The organism is Aliirhizobium cellulosilyticum (assembly GCF_014198105.1).
GTDB classification, from domain to species: Bacteria; Pseudomonadota; Alphaproteobacteria; order Rhizobiales; family Rhizobiaceae; genus Neorhizobium; species Neorhizobium cellulosilyticum.
The window spans coordinates 618,479-642,658 of record NZ_JACIGW010000001.1 but is presented as its reverse complement, the minus strand read 5'-3'; the positions used below and the strand labels follow the sequence as shown (position 1 = coordinate 642,658).

Annotated in this window: 26 protein-coding genes and 1 tRNA gene; 10 read left to right on the top strand and 17 right to left on the bottom strand. The window is 58.7% G+C overall.

Annotation, left to right across the window (positions count from 1 at the left end; translation table 11 throughout):
* Positions 1-32: 32 nt before the first annotated feature.
* From GGE33_RS02890 to galE, 6 genes are all read right to left on the bottom strand, one after another.
* Complete coding sequence (locus GGE33_RS02890) at positions 33-1,457, bottom strand: aldehyde dehydrogenase family protein (RefSeq protein ID WP_183821168.1); 1,425 nt, start codon at positions 1,455-1,457, stop codon at positions 33-35.
* Positions 1,458-1,545: 88 nt separating this feature from the next.
* Positions 1,546-2,166, bottom strand: a complete 621-nt coding sequence (locus GGE33_RS02885; RefSeq protein ID WP_183821167.1) for an alpha/beta hydrolase — start codon at positions 2,164-2,166, stop codon at positions 1,546-1,548.
* Between the two features lie 54 nt (positions 2,167-2,220).
* Entirely contained in the window at positions 2,221-3,150 is a 930-nt protein-coding gene (locus tag GGE33_RS02880; RefSeq protein ID WP_183821166.1) for a VOC family protein, read from the bottom strand.
* 145 nt (positions 3,151-3,295) lie between these two features.
* Positions 3,296-3,988, bottom strand: a complete 693-nt coding sequence (gene ung / locus GGE33_RS02875) for a uracil-DNA glycosylase (protein WP_183821165.1) — start codon at positions 3,986-3,988, stop codon at positions 3,296-3,298.
* Between the two features lie 12 nt (positions 3,989-4,000).
* Positions 4,001-4,396 carry a VOC family protein gene (locus tag GGE33_RS02870; protein ID WP_183821164.1) on the bottom strand — a complete coding sequence of 132 codons (396 nt, stop codon included), beginning with the start codon at positions 4,394-4,396 and terminating at the stop codon, positions 4,001-4,003.
* 13 nt (positions 4,397-4,409) lie between these two features.
* Positions 4,410-5,399, bottom strand: a complete 990-nt coding sequence (galE, locus tag GGE33_RS02865; RefSeq protein WP_148145854.1) for a UDP-glucose 4-epimerase GalE — start codon at positions 5,397-5,399, stop codon at positions 4,410-4,412.
* A gap of 188 nt (positions 5,400-5,587) precedes the next feature.
* On the opposite strand from galE, the gene GGE33_RS02860 reads away from it, so the two are divergent.
* Positions 5,588-5,944, top strand: a complete 357-nt coding sequence (locus GGE33_RS02860; protein WP_183821163.1) for a YbaN family protein — start codon at positions 5,588-5,590, stop codon at positions 5,942-5,944.
* 2 nt (positions 5,945-5,946) lie between these two features.
* On the opposite strand, the gene GGE33_RS02855 is transcribed toward GGE33_RS02860, so the two are convergent.
* Genes GGE33_RS02855 through GGE33_RS02845 form a run of 3 tightly spaced genes read right to left on the bottom strand, consistent with a single transcriptional unit; the run spans position 5,947 to position 8,695 of the window.
* Positions 5,947-6,729 carry a heme ABC transporter ATP-binding protein gene (locus GGE33_RS02855; RefSeq protein WP_183821162.1) on the bottom strand — a complete coding sequence of 261 codons (783 nt, stop codon included), beginning with the start codon at positions 6,727-6,729 and terminating at the stop codon, positions 5,947-5,949.
* Entirely contained in the window at positions 6,726-7,796 is a 1,071-nt protein-coding gene (locus tag GGE33_RS02850; protein WP_246435715.1) for a FecCD family ABC transporter permease, read from the bottom strand. Before GGE33_RS02850 ends, GGE33_RS02855 begins: the two co-directional genes overlap by 4 nt.
* Positions 7,797-7,810: 14 nt before the next feature.
* Positions 7,811-8,695, bottom strand: a complete 885-nt coding sequence (locus tag GGE33_RS02845; RefSeq protein WP_148145858.1) for a heme/hemin ABC transporter substrate-binding protein — start codon at positions 8,693-8,695, stop codon at positions 7,811-7,813.
* 164 nt (positions 8,696-8,859) lie between these two features.
* Here GGE33_RS02845 and hmuQ point away from each other — a divergent pair, with 164 nt between their 5' ends.
* Positions 8,860-9,207: a heme-degrading protein HmuQ gene (gene hmuQ, locus GGE33_RS02840; protein WP_148145859.1), complete on the top strand. Its 348-nt coding sequence runs from the start codon at positions 8,860-8,862 to the stop codon at positions 9,205-9,207.
* A 9-nt stretch (positions 9,208-9,216) separates the two neighbouring features.
* Positions 9,217-9,735 (top strand): heme utilization cystosolic carrier protein HutX, encoded by a 519-nt coding sequence (gene hutX / locus GGE33_RS02835; protein WP_183821160.1) that lies wholly within the window; start codon positions 9,217-9,219, stop codon positions 9,733-9,735.
* Between the two features lie 80 nt (positions 9,736-9,815).
* Here hutX and GGE33_RS02830 read toward each other — a convergent pair whose 3' ends face one another.
* Complete coding sequence (locus tag GGE33_RS02830) at positions 9,816-10,004, bottom strand: DUF3008 family protein (RefSeq protein WP_148145861.1); 189 nt, start codon at positions 10,002-10,004, stop codon at positions 9,816-9,818.
* A 181-nt stretch (positions 10,005-10,185) separates the two neighbouring features.
* Here GGE33_RS02830 and GGE33_RS02825 point away from each other — a divergent pair, with 181 nt between their 5' ends.
* From GGE33_RS02825 to treY, 5 genes are all read left to right on the top strand, one after another.
* Positions 10,186-10,407, top strand: a complete 222-nt coding sequence (locus GGE33_RS02825) for a hypothetical protein (protein ID WP_148145862.1) — start codon at positions 10,186-10,188, stop codon at positions 10,405-10,407.
* 175 nt (positions 10,408-10,582) lie between these two features.
* Positions 10,583-11,377 (top strand): nucleotidyltransferase family protein, encoded by a 795-nt coding sequence (locus tag GGE33_RS02820; RefSeq protein WP_148145950.1) that lies wholly within the window; start codon positions 10,583-10,585, stop codon positions 11,375-11,377.
* A complete protein-coding gene (locus GGE33_RS02815) occupies positions 11,374-12,132 on the top strand; it encodes a metallophosphoesterase family protein (protein ID WP_183821159.1) in 759 nt (252 codons plus the stop codon). Before GGE33_RS02820 ends, GGE33_RS02815 begins: the two co-directional genes overlap by 4 nt.
* Positions 12,133-12,434: 302 nt before the next feature.
* Positions 12,435-14,246, top strand: a complete 1,812-nt coding sequence (gene treZ, locus GGE33_RS02810; RefSeq protein WP_183821158.1) for a malto-oligosyltrehalose trehalohydrolase — start codon at positions 12,435-12,437, stop codon at positions 14,244-14,246.
* A complete protein-coding gene (treY, locus tag GGE33_RS02805; RefSeq protein ID WP_246435713.1) occupies positions 14,243-16,792 on the top strand; it encodes a malto-oligosyltrehalose synthase in 2,550 nt (849 codons plus the stop codon). Before treZ ends, treY begins: the two co-directional genes overlap by 4 nt.
* 386 nt (positions 16,793-17,178) lie before the next feature.
* On the opposite strand, the gene GGE33_RS02800 is transcribed toward treY, so the two are convergent.
* On the bottom strand, positions 17,179-17,583 hold the full coding sequence (locus GGE33_RS02800; RefSeq protein WP_148145866.1) for a DUF983 domain-containing protein: 405 nt from the start codon (positions 17,581-17,583) through the stop codon (positions 17,179-17,181).
* A 138-nt stretch (positions 17,584-17,721) separates the two neighbouring features.
* Positions 17,722-18,018, bottom strand: coding sequence for a hypothetical protein (locus GGE33_RS02795; RefSeq protein WP_183821157.1), 297 nt, complete (start codon positions 18,016-18,018; stop codon positions 17,722-17,724).
* A 160-nt stretch (positions 18,019-18,178) separates the two neighbouring features.
* On the opposite strand from GGE33_RS02795, the gene GGE33_RS02790 reads away from it, so the two are divergent.
* Positions 18,179-19,540 (top strand): amidase, encoded by a 1,362-nt coding sequence (locus GGE33_RS02790; protein WP_394353618.1) that lies wholly within the window; start codon positions 18,179-18,181, stop codon positions 19,538-19,540.
* Positions 19,541-19,576: 36 nt separating this feature from the next.
* On the opposite strand, the gene GGE33_RS02785 is transcribed toward GGE33_RS02790, so the two are convergent.
* The 5 genes from GGE33_RS02785 to GGE33_RS02765 form a co-directional block, all read right to left on the bottom strand.
* Positions 19,577-20,203 carry a class I SAM-dependent methyltransferase gene (locus tag GGE33_RS02785; RefSeq protein WP_394353619.1) on the bottom strand — a complete coding sequence of 209 codons (627 nt, stop codon included), beginning with the start codon at positions 20,201-20,203 and terminating at the stop codon, positions 19,577-19,579.
* Between the two features lie 12 nt (positions 20,204-20,215).
* Positions 20,216-20,887, bottom strand: a complete 672-nt coding sequence (locus tag GGE33_RS02780; protein ID WP_183821156.1) for a pseudouridine synthase — start codon at positions 20,885-20,887, stop codon at positions 20,216-20,218.
* A 59-nt stretch (positions 20,888-20,946) separates the two neighbouring features.
* Positions 20,947-21,023: transfer RNA gene (locus GGE33_RS02775), tRNA-Met, on the bottom strand.
* Between the two features lie 163 nt (positions 21,024-21,186).
* Complete coding sequence (gene mnmA / locus GGE33_RS02770; RefSeq protein ID WP_183821155.1) at positions 21,187-22,383, bottom strand: tRNA 2-thiouridine(34) synthase MnmA; 1,197 nt, start codon at positions 22,381-22,383, stop codon at positions 21,187-21,189.
* Positions 22,384-22,518: 135 nt separating this feature from the next.
* Positions 22,519-23,712 carry a mechanosensitive ion channel family protein gene (locus tag GGE33_RS02765; RefSeq protein WP_246435710.1) on the bottom strand — a complete coding sequence of 398 codons (1,194 nt, stop codon included), beginning with the start codon at positions 23,710-23,712 and terminating at the stop codon, positions 22,519-22,521.
* A gap of 26 nt (positions 23,713-23,738) precedes the next feature.
* Here GGE33_RS02765 and GGE33_RS02760 point away from each other — a divergent pair, with 26 nt between their 5' ends.
* Complete coding sequence (locus GGE33_RS02760) at positions 23,739-24,173, top strand: DUF1810 domain-containing protein (protein ID WP_183821154.1); 435 nt, start codon at positions 23,739-23,741, stop codon at positions 24,171-24,173.
* Positions 24,174-24,180 lie beyond the last annotated feature (7 nt).

The window sequence follows — 24,180 nt, the reverse complement described above, 5'->3', positions numbered from 1 at the left end:
CGAGCGGCAAAGCCGCCCGCGGACAGCAGCCTTCAATTGCCGTAACCGACGACGCTCTTGATCTCGAGGAAGTCGTGAATGCCCCAGTCGGCATATTCGCGCCCGTTGCCGGACTGCTTGTAGCCGCCGAAGGAAGAAAACAGATCCCAATCGGGATAATTCAGATAAACCGACCCGGCCCTCAAATACGGCGCGATCTTCCTCGCATGTTCCGGCTCGCCCTGCACATAGGCGGCAAGACCATAGGGCGTATCGTTGGCGATCTCGATTGCCTCTTCCTCGCCGTCATAAGGCAGGATCGACAGAACCGGACCGAAAATCTCTTCCCGCGCGATCGTCATGTTATTGTTGACGTTACCGAACACGGTCGGGCGAATATAATAGCCACGGTTCAGGTTCTCCGGTCGCCCCGGACCGCCGGTGACCAGCGTAGCGCCTTCCGAAATACCTGCCTCGATCAGACGCTGAATCTTGTCGAACTGCACCTTGCTGACAACCGGACCAAGATCAGTTCCCTCAGCTTGAGGATCGCCGGTGACCAGCTTCTCGGCAGCCTCCCGTGCAACGTTGAGCGCCTCTTCATGCCAGGCACGCGGCACCAGCATGCGCGTCGGCGCATCGCAGGACTGGCCGGAATTGCCGAAACAACCGGTTACCCCATCGGCCACGGCCTGTTTGAGATCAGCATCAGGCAGAATGATGTTTGCGGACTTGCCGCCAAGTTCCTGCGCCACGCGCTTGACAGTGTCGGCAGCCGTCTTCGCCACAATGATGCCGGCACGCGTCGAGCCGGTGAAGGACACCATGTCGACGTCCGGATGCCCCGCCATCACCTGCCCCACATCCGGGCCGGTGCCGTTGACCATGTTGAACACACCCTTCGGCACTCCCGCCGCCTCCATCACCTCGGCGAAGATAACGCCGGAGATCGGTGCGATCTCGGAGGGTTTGAGCACCATCGTGCAGCCGGTGGCGATTGCCGGACCGACCTTGCAGGTAATCTGGTTGAGCGGCCAGTTCCATGGCGTAATCAGCGCCACGACGCCGATCGGTTCCTTGACGATGCGCGTCGTACCGCGATCCTCGGTGAACTTGTAGGTTTCGAGCGCAGTGATCGTTGCACTCAGATGGCCATGGCCGGCTGCGACTTGGGAATTGCGAGCGAACGCAATCGGCGCGCCCATCTCGCGGCTGACTGCCTGGGCGATATCCTCGGCACGTTTTTCATATTCCCAGAGAATTCGTTTCAAGAGCGTAAGCCGCTCGCTCTGCGTCCATCTCGAAAATACCGGAAACGCAGCTTTGGCAGCAGCGACAGCCTTGTCGACATCGGCCTTGGAGCCGAGTGCGATCTGCGTGAAGGGCTCTTCCGTCGAGGGATCGATGACATCGAGTGCGACGGGGACCACCGGCTCCACCCATTCGCCATTGATGAAGAATTTCAGGTGATTGCTCATGCCGTCCTCCGGGCTTGCACGCTATGAAGAAGGCACTATCGGCCAACACCATGCGCTTCCGCAAGCCCGGAGAGCAGAGTTTGAAATATCAGGCCTGTCCGCCATAGGGAGCGAGGAATGCCTTGATCGCCTCGATCTCGTTCGGCCGGATCTCATGGCCGCCTGCGTGCCATTCGAACGTCACAGCATCGCCCTGCCGCTTGAAATATTCGCCGAGCTCAAGTGTTGCCGGCACCGGGCAGATCGGATCACGCTTGCCAGCCGTAATCAGAACATGCGCCTTTTCTGCCACTTTGCGCTCGGCCGGCTGGAACGGGATCAGCGGATGCATCAGCACACCGGCTTCGATAAGGCCGGGTTTCTCGATCATAATGTTGGCGAGGATGTTCGCGCCGTTGGAGAAGCCGAGGCCAAGCACGGTTGAGGACTCGTAACGCTCGCGATTGGCGGTAATGAAGTCGCCCATCCGCTCGGTGGCACGCGCCAGGTCGTCGCAGTCATAGACACCTTCAGCCTTGCGCCGGAAAAAGCGCGCAGCACCATGTTCGGAAACGTCGCCGCGCGGCGAGACCACAGTAGCGTCAGGCAGAAGGCGGCTACCGAAATCGAAGAACTGGTTTTCGTCGCCGCCCGTACCGTGAAAGACGAACAGGATCGGCGATCCGGGCGCACCGGGGCGCACCCGATGCAGATAGCTGTCGTAACTCATTGAAATCTCCTGAATGACGGTGGCAGGGCGCTCACGCCCTGCCCTGAATTGGCCTTAGGCAATCGGTTCCAGATGCTCTTCGAGAGCCTTGCGCAGATGCTCGTGCTGGGTCGGCAGCTTCAACGCCTCGCCGAGATGCGCGGTGTCTTCATCACGGTCGAAGCCCGGCTCATTGGTGGCGATCTCGAACAGGACGCCGCCCGGCGTGCGGAAATAGATCGCCCAGAAATAGTCGCGGTCGATCACCGGCGTGACCTGATAGCCGGTATCCATCAACGCCTTCCTCACTTCGAGTTGCTTTGCACGGTTGTCGACGGCAAAGGCGATATGATGCACGGATCCGGCACCAAGACGGGCGCTCGAAATATTCGGCATCGTCTCGACGTCGATGAAGTCGGCACCATTGCCGCCCGCAATACCGAAGCGGGTGACGCCATCACTGGCATCGACCTGTTCATAGCCCATGAACTTCAGAAGCTCGGCCGTTGAGCCTTCATCACGAAGACGCATCGAGGCGGAGTGGAACCCACGGATTGCCTCCTCTGCACCGACACCATTGCCGATCCAGGGCGCACGATTGTCATCCCTGACTTCGACAAGCGCAAAACCGTCGCCATCGGGGCCGGCAAAATGCAGTCGCTTCTCACCGAAAGCATCATCGGCCTTCAACCCATCGGCACCAGCCTTGGTCAGCCGATCGGTCCAGTAACCGAGAGAACCTTCAGGCACGGAAAACACGGTCGTACCCACTTCGCCGGTGCCGGGACGGCCCTGGGCGATATGCGGGAAGGGAAAGTAAGTCATCACCGAACCCGGTGTGCCGACTTCGTCCCCGTAGTAGAGATGATAGACATCCGGCGCGTCGAAATTGACGGTCTTCTTGACACGGCGCAGGCCGAGCGTATCAGTGAAGAATTTATTGTTGGTGGAGGCACTCGCGGCCATCGACGTGACGTGGTGCAGGCCCCTGATCTGGGTAATCATATCAAACCCCTTGTTCCTGTGGAGCCGCCTCGCGGCCCGCTGTTCATGGGGTGATATTTGGTCGATCAGACGCAGATTGGATAGATAAACACATCCGAACGGATTGTTCGCTTATCGTTGACGAAGAATGCGTACCGTTCACTGATCAGACAGTTTCCGGCAATTGCCAATCGACAGGATCCTTACCGATCGACTGCAGATACTCGTTGGTCTTGGAAAACGGGCGCGAGCCGAGAAAGCCGTTATGGGCAGAAAGCGGCGATGGATGCGCCGATTTCAACACCAGATGCCGCTCCTGATCGACGAAGGACGCTTTCTTCTGAGCGTAGGAACCCCAGAGAATGAAGACGATCCCGTCGCATTCGTCGTTCACCGTGCGAATGACGGCATCGGTGAACTTTTCCCAGCCCTGACCCTGATGGGCGGCAGCTTTCCCCTCTTCGACCGTCAGCACGCTGTTCAGGAGAAGCACGCCCTGTTCGGCCCAGCTTTCGAGGAAGCCGTGTTTTGCCGGCGGAATGCCGAGATCGGCCTGCATTTCCTTGTAGATATTGACGAGCGAAGGCGGCGTCTTCACCCCCGGCTGCACCGAAAAGCACAAACCATGCGCCTGGCCGACCCCGTGATACGGGTCCTGACCGAGAATGACTACCTTCACCTCATCGAGCGGGGTAAGGTCCAGCGCGCGAAAATACTCGGAACCCTTTGGGAAGATTCGTTTTCCCGCCTGTTTTTCGGAGACGAGAAAACGTTTGAGATCAGCCATGTACGGGTCTGCGAACTCGCCCTCCAGAGCGAATTTCCAGCTCTCTTCCAGCTTGATCTCACCTTCAGCCATGCCATTCACCTTTTATTGGAAACGTCCGCCACGCTGGATGACTTCCGTCTTGTAGCCATCCGGATCTGTCACGAAGAAGAACCGCGCAAACGGCTTGCCCTCATGCGGCATCTCGACGAGCTTGCCGACGGTGAGGCTCAGATCAGTGAAGCGCGTATATTCGGCCTCGATATCCTCGACCGTCACGGCCAGATGGCCGTAACCGTTTCCGAGATCATAGGCTTGCTCGCGCCCTGCATTGACGGTCAGCTCCAGCTCGAACCCGGTTTCCGGGTTCGAGAGATAGATCAGCGTGAAGCCGTCGAAGGGCACGCGGCTGGCGACTTTCAGACCAAAGGCCTTGTCATAGAAATCGACTGACCGCGTCTCTTCGAGAACACGGATCATCGAATGGACCATCTTGGCCATGGCTATGTTTTCCTTAACTCATCACGTGGTTCGAGCGCTTATGCCAGTCCCAGGCTGATTTGATAATGTCGTTGAGCGTATATTGCGGCTCCCAGCCCAGGACTTCGCGCGCCTTGTCGTTGTTGGCGACGAGCGAGGTGGAATCGCCCTCACGACGGCCGACATATTCCACCGGGAACGGCTTGCCGGAAACGTCCGAAATTGCCGCAAGCAGCTCTTTCACTGTCGTGCCGGTGCCGGTGCCCAGGTTGAGCTCAACCATGTCGCCACCAGCCAGCAGATAGTCGACGGCGCGCACATGCGCATCGGCAAGGTCGAGAACATGGATATAGTCGCGCACACAGGTGCCATCGCGCGTGTCGTAATCGTCGCCGAACACCTTGAAGCCCTGACGACGGCCGAGGGCGGCTTCGATGGCGAGCGGGATCGCATGGGTTTCCGGCGTATGCCACTCACCGATCCGGCCCTCGAAATCAGCGCCTGCGGCATTGAAATATCGCAGCATGACCGATTTCAGGTCCATATACTGGCCGTAATCCTTCAATGCCTGCTCGATAATGTACTTCGTGCGGCCATAGGGATTGATCGGCGCCTGGCCATGGCTCTCGTCCATCGGCACCTGAACCGGCAGACCATAGGTCGCGCAGGTGGAGGAGAAGACGAAGGCCTTCACACCGGCCTGAATCGCAGCCGACATCAGCGTCAGCGCGCCGACCACGTTGTTGTCGTAGAAACCGACCGGATTCTTGACCGATTCCCCTACCTCGATGAGAGCCGCGAAATGCAGAACCGCTTCGGGCTTGTGTTTTGCAAACACTTCATCCAGTCGCGCATGGTCACGGATATCGCCCTGTTCGAGCTCGCCCCAGCGAACGAATTCCGCGTGTCCATTCGAGAGATTGTCGAAAACGACGGGCTCGTAACCTCTTTCAGCCAGTACCAGACACGTATGGGAGCCGATATAACCGGCACCGCCCACCACAAGCACTTTCTTCTTCGACATCATGTCCTCAAAGGTTGTTGAAGCCGGCGGCAATATAGCTCCCCGGGATCAAATGGGAAGGGCGCATGCTGCACATGCACAGCAGCTAAAAATTGCGGTGCGATCTTGTCGGGCCGAGTTGACTCTTTACATGAGGACGCGGCAAGCAAACTTGTCTATCCTGTTCAGGTTTTCGCCATAGGCCTTTCATGCGTTACGTCTTTCTCTGTCTCGGCTGGTTCTTTGTGGCACTCGGCGTGGTCGGTGCATTTCTGCCCGTTTTGCCGACGACGCCTTTTCTGTTGCTGGCCGCCGCCTGTTTCGCGCGCTCCTCGCCGAAGCTTGAGGCCTGGCTGATGAACCACAACACATTCGGCCCGCCGCTGAAAAACTGGCGTGAGCGCGGCGCGATTTCACGGCGCGCGAAAATCACGGCGATCTCGCTCATGGCTCTGAGTTATGCCGGTTTTTGGTTTGGCTCCCACCCTTCGGCATGGCTGGCCATACTCGTCGCAGCCCTCATGATCGGCCCCGCGATTTTTATGATAACAAGGCCGAGCGCCTAAAATCACCGGTTCCGCGACTGCGGCAGAACAAAGGGAATATGCGCCGCAGGCACGCGACCGACGGCACCCGCAATGCCATAGACCGAAGCAATGATGTCGTCGCTCACCGTCTCATGGCAGGCGCCTTCCGCAACCACCCGGCCGTGATGCAGCACCAAAAGATGATCGGCAAATTCCGCCGCCAGATTGAGATCGTGCAGGATGGCGAGCACCATGCCGCCGGCTGACGCAAAATCCCGAGCAGTCTCGAGCACCGAAATCTGATGGCCGAGATCGAGGCTTGCCGTCGGTTCATCTAGGAAAAGCGCCCGCGGCACGCCATCGACGACGGCCTGCGGCACCTGTGCGAGCGCGCGGGCAAACTGCACCCGCTGTTGCTCGCCGCCCGACATTGACGGATAAGGACGGCTCTCGAAGCCTCTCAGCCCCACGCGCGACAGGGCCTTGCGCGCTTCTTCGCTGGGGTTGAGCGCGCCATGCGCCACAGCGCCCATGCGGGCAATCTCCAGTGCCGTAAACGGAAAAGCAAGCTGCGTCGCCTGCGGCAGCACCGCACGGCGTCTGGCAAGATCGGCCGGCTGGCAGAGATCGACGCTCGTCCCATAGTACGAGACAAGACCGCTATCCGGCTGCATCTCGCCCGACAATACCTTCATCAACGTCGATTTGCCGGCTCCGTTCGGGCCGATGACGACGGTAAACTGGCCAGGCTTCAGCTCGATCGAGATGTCGTCGATCAGCTTGCGACCTGAACGGCTGACGGTGACCTTATCGGCAATGATCATGGCAGATCCCGCGCGCCGATACCATTCTTGCCGATCAGCAGGAACAGGAAGACAGGTGCGCCGAACAGCGCGGTAATGACACCGATCGGCAGTTCAGCAGGTGCTGCGACAGTGCGCGCAACACTGTCCGCGATCAGGAGCAATGCTCCTCCCCCCAATGCTGATCCCGGCAAAAGGAAACGATGGGACGGCCCCATCGCAAGCCTGAGCAGATGCGGCACAACGATGCCCACAAATCCGATAGATCCGGCTACGGCCACGGTAGAGCCACAGGCGGCCGCCACGGCGACGATGACAATTTTCTTCAACCGCTGAACCGGAATGCCCATGTGAAAGGCCGCCGCATCGCCGAGAATCAACGCATCGAGACCTTTGGCGACAAAAGGAATGATCCCCATGACGAAAACGATGAAAGGCAGGATCGAAAGCACGCGGCCGTAGGTGGCGCCACCTAGAGAGCCAAGGCTCCAGAAAGTAATGTCGCGCAGCTGCCGGTCATCTGCCATAACGATCAGAAGCCCCATGAAAGCTCCTGCAAGCGCGCCAATCGCGATACCGCAGAGAATAAGCGCGGTGGTCGAGGTACGTCCGTCCCGCGTGGCGATCGCGTAAAGAGCCCACGTGACCAGCAGTCCGCCGAAAAATGCCATCAGTGGCAAAAACTGATTGCCAAGCACTACGGCTATAGGTGCGAGCACGCCGCCTCCGAGCACGATGGCGCAGACGGCGGCAAGTCCCGCTCCCGAAGTTACCCCGACAATGCCAGGATCGGCGAGCGGATTTCGAAACAGGCCCTGCATCATCGCGCCGGAAACCGCGAGCCCGGCACCAATCAGCAGCCCGAGCGCCGTGCGCGGCAGGCGCACCGCTTCGAGGATCACCCGCTCCTGTGTTGTCAGGCTGTCACCATTGCCGGTGAGATAGGAGAAAAGATCTCGCAAACCCACACCTGTTGGCCCGACATGCAGCGAGAGCAGGCAGGAAAAGACGAGCAGGGCAGCCAGCAGAAAGAGCACCAGCACGCCCTGAGACGTCCGGTCTCCCTCACCCGTCCGGCGAAAGGGCATGGCGAGCGCCTTCATCAGTTGATTGCGCCCGGATAGATTTTGGCTGCCAGTGCCCGCGCAGCTTCCGGTGTGCGAGGACCGAAGCCCAGCAGCAACAGACCATCCATCGAAACCAGCGCCTTGTTTGCCGCAGCCGGCGTCGTCTGCATCGAGGGAAGAGCGAACATCTGTTCCGGCGTAATCGAATGATCGCCACGCGACATCGACAGAATTACATCCGGTGCTGCAGCAATCACCGCCTCATCGGAAAGCGGCTTGTAACCGTTGATCGTCGGCGCGGCATTGACGCCGCCTGCCATCTCGATGATCGCACCCGCTTCGGTGTCGGCGCCGCCAGCCATCAGGCGGCCATTCGAAATAGACAGAACGAAAAGAACCTTCTTCTTGCCGCCGCTGATCTTGGTTACATCGGCTGCAACCGCCTTCAAGCCATCCTCGGTTTTCTTCGCCAGCGCCTCCGCCTTGTCGGACAATCCGACGGCCGCACCGACATCACGGATCTTCTGACCGATCTTGTCCGCCTTTGGAGGTGTCGGGATCACGACCATCGGTACCTCGCTGGCCTTCAGGATCTCCAGCACCGGCGGCGGGCCGGAGCCTTCTTCCATCAGGATCAGGTCTGGTTTCTGCCCCAGAATACCTTCCGCCGAAAGCTGGCGCATATAGCCGACATCTGGCTTGGAATTGGCGTCAGCCGGATAAAAGCTGGTCGAGTCGCGCGCCACGATACGGTCCTGGGCACCGAGGTCATAAAGGATTTCGGTGATCGTTCCGCCGACCGAGACGATGCGTTTTGCTTCGGGATTACCCTTGTCGGCAGCAAGAACGCCGCCCGCACTTATCGTCGATCCCAGCAGAATGATTGCAAGAAGACGCCCGATTTTGGAACAGGAAACCATTGTGATCCACCCCTTAGCGTTGCCGCACATCTGATGAAAGCAGGATTGGGCAGCGCTGCAAATTTCAATAACTTGAGTTGACTACGCAAGTTTTTTTGGCTTTTCAAGGGGAGGGCCGGCAGATATCTTGACTGGCAAATGAAACTTAAGTGAGGGAAGTTTTCATGTATATCGCAATGAACCGTTTTCGCGTCGTTCCGGGCTTCGAAGAAGCATTCGAAGCGATCTGGCGTGACCGTCAGGGCCGCCTTGCGGAACTGCCAGGTTATATCGAATTCCACATGCTGAAAGGCCCCAAGGCCGAAGACCATTCGCTTTACGCGTCCCACACGGTCTGGGAAACATTCGAGCATTTCAAGGCCTGGACGACTTCCGAACAATTCCGCGCAGCCCATGCCAATGCCGGCAACAACCGCAGCAAGGTGGAATATCTCTCCGGCCCGCATTTCGAGGGTTTCGAAGTCATCATCCACGAAGACAAGAACGGCGTACGCGCCGCCGACGCGGCCTGAGGATCATCGATGAACGCCGTATCCGAAATCACAGCTGACCGTCGCGAACGGGCTCTGGCTGCACTCGCCGAAAAGCCCGACGGCATCGTCGAGTCGATCGCTGCCGCTGCAGACGTTACCCCCGCCGAGATTCTTGAAATTCTGCCCGAGGGTTCGGCCGTCATTGCGCCGAAAGAGAGCTTTCTCGACATCTGGAACGAGCTGACCACCTGGGGCATCGTCCTCTTCCTCGTCCACACCGAGGATGTTGTGGCCGAAATCGATGGCGAATTGCCGGTCGGTTCGGAAGGCCATGGCTGGTTCAACATTCATGGTGACAGCCCGATCGGCGGTCACATCAAGAAGGACAACTGCGCCTCGATCACCTTTGTCGACCGCGCCTTCCACGGCCGGCGCTCCTGTTCCATTTGGTTCATGAATGCCAAGGGCGCGCCAATGTTCAAGGTCTTCGTCAAGCGCGACGAGGCACGCGAACTGCTCTCCGAACAGCTGGCAAAATTCGACGCATTGCGCGCCAGCTACGCCTGATCGACAAAAAGGAAAAGGCGGGTGCCTGCTGAAGCACCCGCCTTTCCGGGAAGTCCGGGTTCGGACCGGAAATATGCAATTCAGCGATGCGCGACGTGTTCGGGTTTGCTCTTATGCTTGGTCGAAGCAAACTCCTCCAGCTGCTTCTCGCTCATCGATTTTTCCATTTCTTTCGAAGCACCCTTGAGATCGCTTTTCTTTGCATCGCCGCGCTTGGCCGCAAGGGCTGCGCCCGCTGCCTTCTGCTGTGCCTTCGATTTCGCCGGCATGTTTCTCCTCCTTGGGATTATCTCCATTTCCAACACGCCGACTGCGATTTTCGTTCCAATCGACAAGCGCGGAACCTCTGCATTCGCCAAGGGTTTCCGGAACCTCTGCATTCGCCAAGGGTTTCTCAGACAGCCTGCGGCACACCTGTAGTTGGCACACTCAACGGGAAGGGAAACGACCATGAACACTGCAAATCCGAACAAGCCTATTGCAACGGACATCGAACGCGAGCAGCTCGACACCACCAATCCCGAAGCGCTGAAAGAGGCTGCACGCCTCGGCAACAGGGACGCCTACCTTGTCGAAACAGATCTGGAGGATGCGGATCAGCGCGAAGACGGCGACCAGCCAGATGGTCGCCCAAGCCCCATGGCAAATGCCGACAACCCTGAGGCCGACTGAAGAGCTAAACGGAACCTCCGTCGCTTCTCGGGTGTTGCTAGTCACCTGGGAGAATTGGAGACACGCCATGGACGCCGACACGATACCGACGAAAAAGCCGGAGCCGACGACCGAAAACAATATTACGGCAAGTGAACGCGAGCGCGGCAGCCATCCCCTGCATCTGATGCAGGGGATGGAGGTAAAAGCCGCGCCCACGCTTGCTGACCCGGACGCAGAATCCTTTGTTTCTGAAGCGCTGGAGGATCTGGTCGCCTGCCACATACCATTCCTTCTGGCGGGAACATTTGCGATCAGCGCCTATACCGGCATTACCCGCCCCACCAAAGACCTGGATATCTTTTGCAAGGCAGGTGACTACGCCCGCATCCTCGCCCACTTCAAGGAGAAGGGTTACGAGATCGAGGTGGAGGACGACCGGTGGCTCGGGAAGATCAAGAAGGGCCGGCATTTCTGCGATGTCATCTTCGCCGCGTCCAATGGCACGATGCCGATCAGCGACAGCTGGTTCGAAAACGCCCGCCAGATCGAGATGAACGGCCACAAGGTGCGCATCATTGCACCGACCGAACTGATCTGGTCGAAATGTTTTGTGCAGCTTCGCCATCGTTACGACGGCGGCGACGTGGTCCACATGATCCTGCGCGCTCATGACCAGATCGATTGGGAAAAGCTGCTCAACTACATGGAAGTTCATTGGGAGGTTCTGCTCATCCACCTCCTCAACTTCCGCTGGATCTACCCGACCGAGCGCGACAAGGTGCCTGACTGGTTGCTCGATGAACTGCTCGACCGTCTGAAGGCCCAGCGCGAACTTCCGCTGCCGCAGATGAAGATTTGCCGCGGTCGCATGTTCAGCCGCGTCGATTTCGAGATCGACGTCAAGGAATGGGGTTTTGCCGATGTCGGTGGCGAAGGTGATCTGCGCGAAGGCGTTGACGAGGAAACCAGAAAAGGAGGCCCGGCATGAGCAAGGCGCCCGATAACCAGGACACCACCGCCCGGAAAAAGGCCAACGTCAAGCAGCGCGTCGCGGCAATGGGAGATCTTCATGTCAAGGAACATGGCTCTCCTTCATACAAGGAGCTTTTTGCGGAAATTTCGCAGGAGGCCGACATTCTCGTGCTGACCGGTGATCTGACCGATCTCGGCAAGCCGAAAGAGGCGGAGTTGCTTGCGGCTGACCTTCGCTCCTGCTCCATTCCGATGGTCGCCGTTTTGGGCAATCACGATTATGAATGCGGCCATGTGGATGAGGTCAAAGCCATCATCAAGGATGCCGGCGTGCATCTTCTCGAAGGCTCAGCGATCGAGATCAACGGCGTCGGTTTCGCCGGTGTCAAAGGCTTTGCCGGCGGCTTCGGCCGTTACATGCTTGGCTCCTTCGGCGAACCGGCGATCAAGGCGATGGTGGCAGAAAGCGTCGAGGAAACGATGCGGCTGGAAAACGCGCTGCGCCAGGTGAAGTCCGAACGTGCCTTGGTGGTGCTGCATTATGCGCCCATCCAGCAGACAGTCGAAGGCGAGCCGCCTGAAATCTTCCCCTTCCTCGGCTCGTCCCGCCTTGCCGAGACAATCGATCGCTTCCCGGTAACAGCCGTCGTTCACGGCCACGCCCATCGTGGCACCTACGAGGGCAAAACTCCCGGCGGTGCGCCGGTCTATAACGTCGCCTCCCACATAGAGAAGCCAACCGGTAAGGCGTATGCACTGCTCGAGTTGTGAATGATCGATGCCGCACCCGCGATCCGGATCGGCGGCAACCTCTCATCCGCCTGCCGGCACCCTCTCCCCATTATGACGGGGATAAAGGCACAAGGCACAAGCTGCCACTCTCCGTCCCTCGCCAACACCGAGTGTGACACGTTCCCTCTCCCTGCATGCGGAGAGAGGGTTAGGGTAAGGGGCAGCCGCCACCTGTAATCTCCAGACTACACCGAAAATCGCGCCCCCCTTACGCCATCCATGGAACTGTAAGCCTCTTCACCCGTTTGCCGGTCTCGTTCACCAGCGAAAGACCGGGTCGTATGACGGACGTGCATTCCGCCGAAGAGTTTCGAGTTTTTCCAAAGACTTGGGGAGCGGAATATGTCGCTCTCGGCGAAGTGCATTTCCGGCTGTGGGCACCCGGCCAGAAGACGGTGAGCCTGCGCCTTGACGGTGAAGACACCGAAATGAGCGCCAGCCGTGACGGCTGGTTCGAGATTCTCGCGACCGGTGTCTCTGCCGGCTCCGAATATAACTTCGTTCTCGCAGACGGCACCGTGGTTCCCGATCCCGCCTCCCGCGCCCAAAAAGATGACGTCAACGGCCCGTCGCTGGTCATCGACCCAACCAATTACGACTGGCAGGATACCGAGTGGACGGGCCGCCCCTGGGAAGAAACCGTCGTCTACGAACTGCATTTCGGCACGTTCACGCCGGAGGGCACATTCCACGCTGCGATCGACAAACTGCCTTATCTGGCCGATCTCGGCATCACGATGATCGAGGTCATGCCCCTCTCCCAGTTCGGGGGCAAACACGGTTGGGGTTACGATGGCGTCCTGCTTTACGCACCCCATTCGGCCTATGGCCCGCCGGAAGACTTCAAGGCCTTCGTTGATGCCGCCCACCGGCATGGCATTTCCGTTGTGCTCGATATCGTGCTCAACCACTTCGGCCCGGAAGGCAATTACCTGCCGCTTCTGGCACCCGACTTCTTCCACAAGGAACGCATGACACCTTGGGGCGCCGGCATCGCCTATGATGTCGATGCCGCCCGCCGCTATATCGCGGAGGCACCGCTCTACTGGCTGGAAGAGTATCATCTCGATGGCCTTCGCTTCGATGCAGTCGACCAGATCGAGGATTCGTCCGACAAACATGTCCTGATCGAGATCGCCGAGCGCATCCGCGCTGAGATTACCGACCGCCCGGTCCACCTGACAACCGAAGACTGCCGCAACGTCACATTCCTGCATCCACGCGACGAGGACGGTTCGGCACCGCTTTTCACCGGGGAATGGAACGACGATTTTCACAACGCCGTGCATGTCTTCGCCACCGGCGAGACCCATGCCTATTACGGGGATTTCGCCGAGAGCCCGGAAACGCTTGTCGCCCGTTGCCTGACGGAAGGTTTTGCCTATCAAGGCGAGGTCTCGCCGCAATCGGGCAAAAAGCGCGGCGTCGACAGCACCAGCCAACCGCCTATAGCCTTCGTCGATTTCATCCAGAACCACGACCAGACCGGCAACCGCGCGCAAGGCGAGCGCCTTATCTCGCTGGCCGGCGACACGCGCACGAAAATCCTGCTCGCCAATCTTCTACTGTCGCCACATATCCCGCTGATCTTCATGGGCGAGGAATATGGCGAGACCAACCCATTCCTGTTCTTCACCGATTTCCACGGCGATCTGGCAAAGGCCGTTCGCGATGGACGGGCAAGAGAATTCGAAGGCCATGCGGGTCACGGCGAAAAGGTGCCGGACCCGAACGCGAAAAAGACATTCGAAAGGTCAAAACTCGACTGGGAGAAACTTGGATCACCCAAAGGCCGGGAATGGTTCGAGTTCACCAGGGAACTGCTGAAACTTCGGCAGGAGATCATCGTCCCGTTGCTGGCAACCGCGAAAGGCGGCACCGGCAAGGTGATCGAGACCGGTACCGGATATCTAGCCGTCTCCTGGGATTACCCCAAGGGCAGGCTCGCGATCGCGCTCAACATCGGTGATGCAGCAAGACCGCTCCCCGAAATGCCAGGCAGACCGATCTATGCTTTTCCGAAGAAGGATCATCCGGAGCGCCTTAGCGAACTTTCCCACAATTCCATCATCGTCAGTTTCGAAAAGGCATGAGCCGCCGCATGATCCCGACCGCGACCTACCGCATCCAGTTCCGCAATGGCATGACCTTCGATCGCGCCGCAGCGCTCGTGCCTTATCTCAAGCGCCTGGGCATAAGTCATCTCTATGCCTCGCCGATCTTCACCGCCACGACCGGATCAACCCACGGTTATGACGTGACGGACGCCAACGAGATCGATCCGGCGATCGGCGGGCGCGAAGGTTTCGACCGGATGGTGAAGGCGCTGAAGCAGGAAGGCCTCGGCCTGATCCTCGACATTGTGCCGAACCATATGGCGGCGTCGCTGGAAAATCCCTGGTGGCGCGACGTCATCGAAAATGGAGAACAGAGCCGTTACGCCCATCATTTCGATATCGACTGGTCACGCCGCCTCACCCTGCCCTTCCTTGGTGACACGTTCGAAGCGGTGCTTGAGGCAGGTGAAATCGCAATCAAACCTGACCCGAAGACTGGCAAACCGGCCCTCGCCTATTTCGAGACTTTCTATCCCCTGAGCCCTGAAACCTACCCCGGCAGCGAAACGGGGTTGCTGCAGATTACCGACAAAGCCGTCATTGCCGATCTCCATGACCGGCAGCCTTATCGGCTGATGTCCTGGCGGGATGCATCACGCGATCTTTCCTATCGCCGCTTTTTTGAGATCACCGGGCTCGCAGGTATCCGCGTCGAGCATGACGATGTCTTCGACGACACACATCGCCTGATCCTTCAGCTGGTTCGCTCAGGCGCCGTCCATGGCCTGCGCGTCGACCATATCGATGGACTTGCCGAACCCAAAGCCTATCTCGAACGCCTTCGACAGGAAGCAGGGCAGGACTGTTACATCACGGTCGAAAAGATCCTTGGCGAAGGAGAGGATCTTGCGCCCGACTGGCCTGTCTCCGGCACGACAGGATATGAGTTTATCGCGACCCTAAGCGACGCCCTTGTGGACGGCGAACGGTTACCCCAGCTTCATGCGGCTTATGCGGCATTGACCGGGGCGTCTCCGGACATGGCAGATGAGCTGCGCGCAGCCAAATTGCTGATGGTTGACAACAACTTCGCGGGCGAAGTTGCAACCCTCGTGAAGCTTGCTGAATCAATACTTGAAGAACGGCCGGAGGCAGCCGCTATTTCATCGGAGGCGATCAGGGCCGGGCTCAGGGAACTGCTGGTGGCCTTCCCCGTGTATCGCACCTACGGCACCGCCGATGGCATGCCCCCCGAAGGCCGTCAGATGCTGGAAAAGGTCGCAACCGATATCCGGCGCAGCGAGACGACAGCAGATCTTTCCGCCCTTCCGTTCCTGGCAAAGATCCTGAACGGCGACCTCGCGCCCCAGCTTTCACACAAGGCCTCGACATTCCGCACCCGCTTCCAGCAATTGACCGGGCCGTTGATGGCGAAGTCAGTGGAAGATACGCTCTTCTTCCGACACCACGCTTTGATTGCTCTCAATGAGGTCGGTGCTGAACCTCTGCCGCGAGAGTTTTCGCTGGACCGTTTCCACGAACAGATGATCGAGCGGCAGAAACGCCAGCCGGATGCGCTTTCAGGCACGTCCACCCACGATACCAAGCGGGGCGAAGACGCTCGCGCACGGCTTTATGGATTGAGTGAAGCGCCGAAGATCTGGGCTGACGCAGTCGAACGTTGGCGGCGGGCCAACAGTGCTTCCGTAACCCATCTTGACGACGGGCCAGCGCCGGAGCCCGCCGTGGAATGGATGCTGTATCAGGCATTGGCTGGCGTCTGGCCAGCCGACCTGACGCCGGATGACGCCATGGGCCTTGCCAAACTGAAGGAACGTTTTCAGGCATATGCCGAAAAGGCAATCCGCGAGGCAAAGTTGCGAACCAATTGGGCGGATGGCAAAACGCATTACGAGGCAGCCGTTAAGAACTACATCCATGCGATGCTCTCACCCGAAAACGACGTCTTCCTCGTGGACTTCGCCTCCACTCTCCGCCCATTTTTCCGCGCTGGCAGCGTCAACTCAATTTCCCAGACAATCATCAAGCTGACGGCTCCCGGCGTGCCTGATGTCTATCAGGGCAGCGAGACCTGCGACCTGTCGCTGGTTGATCCTGACAACCGGCGCGAACCGGATTTCGAAAGCCTGTCGGAACAGTTTTCGGAAGCTGAAGAGCTAGATACATCCGCCGAAGAGGGATGGTTGAGCGGTCACTTCAAACAGCAGATTATCGGCAAGATATTGAAGCTCCGCCGCACCCTACCCGATCTCTTCCGTAACGGCGAGTATATCCCGCTAGAAGTGAACGGCGTACGCGCGAAGAACATTGTCGCTTTCGCGCGGCATGATGATCGCAATGCCTTGCTGGTTGTGACACCACGCCATGTTCTGGAGGCATTGCAGGATCTGGCATCATCCCGCTCCGCCCACTGGGCCGCGACGCGTGTCGTATTACCGCCACCGCTTGCAGGACGGCGCTACCGGGATATTTTTTCGGGCCGTATCTTTGATTTTTCCGGTGATGCTTCGGTCAACTGGGCATTTGCCGATCATCCTTTCGCAGTTCTGCTGGCAGAATGAGACCCTCGAGATCTCACAAGAAGAAACCGCCGGACTTTTCAGCCCAGCGGTTTTCTGTCTCGCTAAATCTTTGTGTCGGGCTTAACGAAGCCCGAAAAACGAAAGAATTGCGAGGACGATGACAACGGCTCCAACGAGCCAGACAATGCTGTTCATGATGTTCTCCTGATAGGTTTGAAACCGTAAAGCGACATGCTCCCGGTCACGCAAAACCGACAAGATTGAGAACCGCGATGACGATCACGACTGCTCCGACCAACCAAATGATACTGTTCATTACGTTCTCCTTTTGATGTCGCAAAAGTGAACGGTCGCAACCCCAAAAGGTTCCCGGATCCACACGCTGTCGGGCGTCATTTTCAGACGCACGCAAATGACGCAAAAAGTTATGGCCCATCCCGCCTCAAGCCCGAATTTCGATCGAGCTTTCCGTGCTCTGCCTTGTCAAAATATTGGTTGGACAGCAGCCAGCCCTTGAGCGGTCTGAGCGGCAGGATGCAGGTCAGAAGCAGAAACGGAAGCGAGGTGAAGAAATGGATCCAGAACGGAGGCTGGTATATTGCCTCGATCAGGACCGCCAGCGCCACGCTCGGCACGCAGGCAAAACATACCACGAAAAAAGCCGGCCCATCGGCAGGGTCGGCAAACCCGTAGTCCAGACCGCAGACCTCGCAATTCGGCTTCATCGAAAGGAAGCCATCGAATAAATGGCCCTGCCCGCAGCGCGGGCAGCGACCTCGTAACCCTGTATTAGACGGCGAAAGTGTCGGCCAGTGCGCTTCATGTCCCATGGATCCGGCTTCCTCTCGAAATTCATCTGAAGAATGCCTAGCGCTGAACATTAGCAATCATCAAGGTAGCAAGATGTAGCGCGTCAATCTGCCCATCTCAAAAGATGCACTCATCAAAAATGCAACCCTGATTGGGGGTTAATCCCAGATTCGCTCGCGCTTTACATACCGGTCAACGATCTTCAGGCTGCGATCAGGCTGGATCATATAGGTTTCATGCACCTCGCGACCCACCTGGTTGGTGAATTCATGCGAGAACGTGCTGCCGACAGGCGATTTGGTAAGCCTCGTGCGCGGCTGGCCGCCATAGGTGATGCTGCCAGGTATCGGAGCAAGGCCAGGCCCGCTGTTGAAGCTGTAGCCGACGGTGGTGGCAGAGGCAGAACAGCCCGCAAGAGCGAGCGCCAGAATGGATAAGACAAGAGCCGGTTTCATGGCATCATCCTTGAACGGGAGGATCGCCTGCGCGATCCCTTTCTTTGGTGATGATGATGAAATAGGGCTCTGCGAATAATTCCGCTACCCTTGCCGAAGATATCGGCTACATCTTTGAGCCAGCCATTCCAATGAAGCCAGCCCATTTAAGGAAGCATTCGTGAGAAGACCTGTTTCCGGCATGTCCGTTGCCGAGATGTCGATGCTGATTCACTCGGGCGTCATGAGCCCCGTAGAGATCGCCGAGGCCGTTTTCGATGCCATAGATCGCCACGCCGACAAATCCGTTTTCATATCGCTCTTCAGAGATCGCGCGATGGGCGAAGCATCGGCCGCTGCCAAGCGTGTCGCGGACGGCCGTTCACTCGGCTTGCTGGATGGCATCCCGATCGCCTGGAAGGACCTGTTCGACATCAAGGGACTGGCAACGACGGCGGGCTCCACGGTATTGTCGGCAAGAGCGCCGGCCACGAAGGATGCCGCGGTGGTCGATCTCGTGCGCCAGTCCGGCATGGTCGCGATCGGCCGAACCAACATGAGCGAATTCGCCTTTTCCGGCATCGGCATCAACCCGCATTACGGCACGCCGCATAACCCGAAAAGCACGGACGTGCCGCGCGTATCCGGCGGCTCGTCCTCCGGTTCCGCGGTCGCGGTTGCAGCAGGCCTCGTTCCGGTCGCGATCGGCACCGACACCGGCGGCTCGATCCGCATCCCAGCTGCCTTCAACGGCATCGTCGGCTACAAGGCGAGCCGCGGCCGTTATGCGATGGATGGTGTCTTCCCGCTGGCAAAGAGCCTCGATTGCCTCGGCCCGCTCTGCCGAACCGTCCAGGACGCCATCTGGGTTGATGTCGCCATGCGCGGCGCAACCCGGCCGGAGATCACCCGCGCCACGGACGCAAGCCTTGATATCGTCGTGCCGGAAAACGGCGTATTCGACGTTGCAGAGCCGGGCGTCATCGAAGCTTTCGAAGCAGCGCTTTTGCGCCTCGAAAAAGCCGGCGCCCGTATTCAGCGCATTCATATTCCGGCATTCGATGCCATTTCGGAGCTCGTCAAGGCTCGCGGCGCTCTCGTCACGGCGGAAGCCTTCGCCCTGCATCGCGAACGCTTGACGGGCGCCATTGCCGATCAGATCGACCCGCGCGTCGTTGCCCGCATCAAACTCGGTGAGAAAACGAGCATGGCGGATTACATCGACATACTCGATATCCGCCGCCGTCTGACCGTGGAAACAGAAGATCTACTCACCGGGCGCCTGGTGGCTTTCCCCTCAGTCGCCCATGTCGCGCCGGCAATCGATCCGCTGCTCGCCGATGACGACCTGTTCTTCGCTACAAACGGCAAGACCCTTCGCAATACCGGCTTTGGCAATTTCCTCGACTGGTGCGGCGTTTCCATTCCCTGCGGCACCGGCGATGCCGGAATGCCGGTCGGCTTGCTTCTCTCGGGCGTTGCCGGAGATGACGAAAAGCTGCTCACCGCAGCGCTTCGATACGAGGACGTCATCCGGGGATGATACGATCTGGAGGGGTAAGCCCCTCCAGCACATGCCTTACGCCAGATCTCCGGTCGCCTTCGCAGTCACAAACACATCATACCGGGTGCTTTTCCCGATGATCTGATGGCTGGGCTTGCGAATACCCGGCATCGGATCGGCGCGCAGGGGCCATTTCAGAACCACCCTTTTCTGCGCGTTTTCCAGTGCGACCTGCATCAGTTGCAGAGAATCCGGATCGTCGCCGACGATCTCGCGGATCAACCGCATCTCCTTCTTCACCAGCGCCGTTTTATCGCGCGGCGGGTGCATGGGATCGATGAGAATGATCTGAGGCTTTAGCTGCGGAATAAGCGCGCAGGAATCGCCGTGCAGCAGCGTCATCCGCGCAACCGTCTCCGCATGACGCCCGCCTTCCGCTTCTGCCCGTTTCAATCCTTCGGCAAGCAGCGCATGCATCGTCTCGGAGCGCTCAATCAGCGTCACGTTTGCGCCAAGCGATGCAAGGAGAAACGCATCGCGCCCAAGCCCTGCTGTCGCATCGACGACTTCCGGGGCCGTATTTCCGGAGAAGCCGACAGCCTTTGCCAATCCCTGTTTGCGCCCTTCGTTGGAGCGAAACCGGTGACCGACAGCCCCACCGACGAAATCGACAACCAGATCGGATTTTTCGAATTTCTGCACGATGGACCGATCTCAGAAAGGGGTTGGCGCCGTGAACGTCACGTCCGATCCGTCAGGCTTGCGGAAGCTCAGCTCTTCGGCATGGAGCATCAGACGGTCGGCAGCAGCCAGCGCCTCGCCCTCCGCGTAAAATTCGTCGCCGAGAATAACATGGCCGAGTGCCTTCATATGCACCCGCAACTGATGGGTCCGCCCGGTCATCGGAAACAAGCGAAGCCGCGTCCTGTTCTCGCCATGCCCGATAACCTGCCATCGCGTCAGCGCAGGCTTGCCATGTTCATGATCCACACGGTGACGAGGCTTGTTGTCGGGATCGATGGCAAGCGGCAGATCGATCACCCCCTCCTCGCCCTCGACCCTGCCCCAGACTTCCGCGACATAGGACTTTTTCGTCTCCCGCGCCTCAAATTGCGCTGCGACGAACGCATGTGCCTTGCGGTTCAGCGACATCAGCACGATGCCGGACGTATCCTTGTCGAGCCGATGGACGATCAGCGCTTTGGGAAACTCTTTCTGCACCCGCGTCAAAAGACTGTCGCTCAGCGCCGGATGACGGCCGGGAACGGAAAGAAGACCGCTCGGCTTGTCGCAGACCAGAAAATCCTGGTCACGGTGCAGGATGGTCAGATAGGGATCGAGCGGCGGATGATAGATCGGAGAAACATCGGAAAGCGCAGTCGTCACGATGGAGCCATCCGGGAAATGCGAGCCGTAAAATCAGAAACTTACAGCTTGTAGAAAATTGGTAGCGGGGGGCGGAATTGAACCGCCGACCTCAGGGTTATGAATCCTGCGCTCTCACCAACTGAGCTACCCAGCCACACCAACGAAGCTGCTTTTAAAGCATCCGCTCCGACGAATGAGCGGCTTATAAAGGCAGGCCGCGAACCTTGTCAAGCATATGACAGGAGAAAAACAAAGGAGTTTCAAACCTCCGTTTTCATCCAGTTCCCCGCCCTTGAGAAGTAGGGAACTCTTGGAGATCAGGCCGCAACCGGCTGTGCAAGAAGTTGCTTCAGCGAAGCTTCCGCCTCTTCCGCACGCTCCGACCGCTCGATGAAACCGCCGCCATAAACCCGCGCATCGGCACCCGGCGCCGAATAAAGCACGCAGGCCTGGCCGGGTGCAACACCCGCTTCGCCGATCGAAAGATCGACATAGACCCCGCGCTCATCCACATGCAGCGTCGCCGGTGTCGGCGGGCGGGTGGAGCGAACCTTGGCGAAACACGCGAAGCCTTCGCGCGCATCGCTTTCGAGTGACGAATCGCCAAGCCAGTTCATATCGCGCAGATAGACGCGATGCGTATCGAGCGCTTCCTTCGGTCCGACGATGACACGACGCGAGCGGGCATCGAGATAGACGACATAAAGCGGCTCGCCCGTGGCAACGCCCAAGCCCTTACGCTGACCGATCGTGTAATGAACGATCCCCTCGTGACGACCGAGCACGCGCCCGTCCATATGCACGATGTCGCCGGCGAGCGCCGCGTTCGGCTTAACTTTGTTGATGATGTCGGCATATTTGCCGGCGGGCACGAAACAGATGTCCTGGCTGTCGGCCTTCTTGGCAACGACGAGCCCCATCTCTTCAGCAAGCTCGCGCACCTGTGCCTTCGACATGCCGCCAAGCGGAAATCGCAGATAGTCGATCTGCTCCTGGGTCGTCGCAAACAGGAACCAGCTCTGGTCGCGATCGCTGTCGATCGGGCGATAGAGCGCGCGACGGTTCGGGTTATCTGCAGTCGGATTGGCGGACGAGCGGATATAGTGGCCAGTCGCCAGCGCATCGGCACCGAGTTCCTGAGCGGTTGCCAGAAGATCGGCAAACTTGACCGTCTGGTTGCAGGCAACGCAGGGAACCGGCGTCTCGCCCATCGCATAGGCTTCGGCGAACGGATTGATCACGGTCTCACGGAACCGCTTTTCGTAATCCAGCACGTAATGAGGAATGCCGAGCGTTTCGCAGACGCGGCGTGCATCGTCGATATCCTGGCCGGCGCAGCACGAACCGGCGCGGTGAACCGCAGCCCCATGATCGTAAAGCTGCAGCGTGATGCCTAAAACATCATAGCCCTGTTGTTTCAAAAGCCCGGCCACGACAGAGGAATCCACGCCGCCCGACATGGCGACGACCACGCGCGTATCTTCCGGCTTCTTGTCAAAATCCAGCGTATTCACGGGACAACTCTCGCTGCAATATCTTATGCGCCGCATCTATCAGCGGCACGTTGCGCCCGAGGCGGGATCGGCCGCCTGCCGGGCAATGTCGACCGGATATAGAAACTATTCTTTCCGCATGCAAGCACCAGCAAATCAGGACTGTAATGCGGCCTGATGTGCAGCATGCACGGGGGCAACGCCATTGCCGTCCAGCGGCCGGTCGGTCCGCACCTTGGGCAGTGCCTGCGGATATTCCCGTTGGATGAACTCGATAAGCTTTTCGCGCACCTCGCAGCGGATATCGAAGACCTTTGGCGCACTGCTGGCAGAGGCAAGAATACGGACTTCCATGACGTTTTCCCGAAAATCCGTCACCTGAACCGCCACGACCTTCCTGTCCCAGAGTTTAGAGGCAGCCGTGATCTCCTCTACCTTTGAACGGATAACAGAGACCGGGATCGTGTAATCGAGATAGATCATCACGGTCCCAATCAGCGCCGAGCTTTCACGCGTCCAGTTCTGGAAAGGGTTCTCGATGAAATAGGAGAGCGGCAGGATCATCCGCCGCCAGTCCCACAGCTTGACCACTACATAAGTCGAGGTAATCTCCTCGACATTGCCCCACTCGCCTTCGACGATCAGCGCATCGTCGATACGGATCGGCTGGGTAATCGCAAGCTGGATGCCGGCAAATATGTTCTTCAGCATCGGCTGCAGCGCGAGACCGAGAACGATACCGGCGACACCGGCCGACGCCAGCACGCTGACACCATATTGTTGCACCGCCGGGAAGGTCATCAGCATGGCGGCGATCGTCAGCACGATGATCATAGCCCCTGCAATACGCTCCGCGATACGTGACTGCGTCACGTGGGTGCGTGCAAGCAGATTGTCTTCCGCATCCAGTTTGAAACGGCGCAGATAAACGGTCATCCAGATATGCAATGCCGCCTTTGCCGACCAGCCGACAACGAGGATGAAGGCGATCAGAAGGAGATGCCGGATAATCTCGGCAGGGCGCGCGGCAAGTGGCGCGACCGTGGCAGCAAAGGATAGCGTGGCCGTGAGGATGGCAAGCCTGAGCGGCCTAGTTCCCCTGGACACAAGAGAACGCCAGAACAGATCCTTATTCTCGACCAGGCGTGTTAGAATCCGGAATGCCAGCCGATGCATGGCAAGGCCGATCGCGATGGCGGCAGCCAGCACACCGAGGCTCACCATCCAGTTCGGCAGCCAATCTGTATATTGGCGAAACTCTGCGATAAACTGGTTCATCGGAGTTGAGTTAGGGTGCAGCGCAACATAGAAAAGTGCGGCCGCAAAAATATCATTTTTCTTCGACTTCATGCCGCAATTGGGGTGAGGAGCGTTTAATGAACGAACAATTTGTTCCTTTCGATCTGACTCGCTTCGTCGAGGCGCAGGCATCCATCTATAATCAGGTGATCGCGGAGCTGCGCGACGGACAGAAGCGCAGCCATTGGATGTGGTATATATTCCCGCAAATCAGCGGCTTGGGGGTATCTGCCACATCGCAGCGCTTCGCCATACGCTCGCGGGCGGAAGCCATCGCCTATCTCGAACATCCCCTGCTCGGCTGGCGGCTCGGCGAATGTACGGCAGCCATGCTCGGGCATGAAGGGCGCAGCGCAGGTGATATCCTCGGCGCGACGGATGATCTGAAATTCAGAAGTTCGATGACGCTCTTTCATCTGGTCAGCGAAAAGGGCTCGCCTTACGAGCGAGCCCTTCATATCTTTTACCAGGGTGAGCACGACGGCAGGACCGCCGAACTCCTCAAACTCTAGGCGCTGG